Annotated in this window: 2 protein-coding genes; both read left to right on the top strand. The window is 75.1% G+C overall.

Annotated elements, in window-relative coordinates:
• Window positions 1-374: PEP-utilizing enzyme (locus ABZV34_RS39665; RefSeq protein WP_356288226.1), on the top strand; the 374-nt coding region annotated here is incomplete at its 5' end.
• Between the two features lie 34 nt (window positions 375-408).
• Window positions 409-1,266, top strand: an 858-nt coding sequence (locus ABZV34_RS39670) for a nucleotidyltransferase domain-containing protein (RefSeq protein ID WP_356288229.1), incomplete at its 3' end; no start/stop codon positions are given.

Consider the following 1,266-nt stretch of genomic DNA (forward strand, 5'->3'; position numbering starts at 1 on the left):
CCGCCGTGCGCAGCGGGGCCCGCGAACTGCGCGGCACCCCTTCGTGCCCGGGTGTCGCCGAGGGGCCCGCGGTGGTCCTCGACACGCCGCGCGACGTCGGCGGCGGCATCCTGCTGGCCTACCGCACCGATCCCGGCTGGGTGACCGCGCTGCCCTCGGCGTCCGCCCTGGTCATCGAGCGCGGCAGCCCGCTCACCCATGTCGCCGTGGTCGCCCGCGAACTGGGCATCCCCACCGTCGTCCAGGTCAGGAACGTCACCACCGAGATCCGCGGCGGCACCCGGCTGCGCGTCGACGGCGCCGCCGGCACGGTCACCGTGCTGGACGTGCCGGACATGCCGGTGTCCGCGGACGCCGGCACGTCCACGTCGTGAAGTCCCGACACCCGCAGGACGGAGACCCCGAACCGTGATCCTCACCGACGAGCAGTTGCAGGATCTGCTCGACAAGTCGCTCGCCGCCCTGCCGCCGGGCCCCGACTGGGCGGTGGTCCTCGAAGGCTCCATCGCGGAGGGGTTCGGCAACCCCTCCTCCGACATCGACTTCCTGCTCATCGGCCGCGACGGGGCGGACCTGCCGACCATGCCGTCGCTGCTCTTCGTCGACGGCCGCCGGGTGGAGATACGGACCCGGTCGGTGCGTCAGCTCGCCGAGCAGTTCACGGCGCTCGAAGCGGGCGCCAGGCGGCCCGGCGGGCTCTCCGAGGACCTCCTCAACCGCTGCCAGCGGCTGCTGGGCAGTCATCCGCTGCGCGGGCACGCCCTGGTCGACGAGATCAAGGCCCTCCTGCCGGCCGGACGGCTGCGGGAGATCGCCGCCGGGTGGTGGACGCACCGGGCCCGGCAGTCGCTACGGCACGCGATGGCGCTGGACTGCCTGGGCGAGGGCGCGGAAGCGGCCGACTGGGCCCGCGCCGGTCTCGTCCAGGCGGTCAAGGCCTGGGCGGCCGGCCTGGGTGAGACCTACCTCGAACCCAAGTGGCTGTCCCTGCAGCTCGACCGGGCCGGCCGGGCGGACGTCCGCGACCGCTACTGGGCCCTGGAATCGGCCGCCCCCGCCGGGCACGACGCCGACGCCGCGCACGGCTATCTCGGTGAGTGCCTCGCCTTCGCCGCGGAGCTGGGCGTCACCGGTGTCGCGTGGCGCCCGGAGCGGCTGACCGTAGACCGCGCGGCCCGCGTGACCACCTGGCAGACCGGCGAGCGGGTGCACGTCATCCGGGACCGGCGGGACGTGTTCGCGCTCGGCGGGCGGGCCGGGGCGGTC

Source organism: Streptomyces sp. NPDC005195 (assembly GCF_040608315.1).
In the GTDB taxonomy this organism is placed as follows: domain Bacteria; phylum Actinomycetota; class Actinomycetes; order Streptomycetales; family Streptomycetaceae; genus Streptomyces; species Streptomyces kaempferi.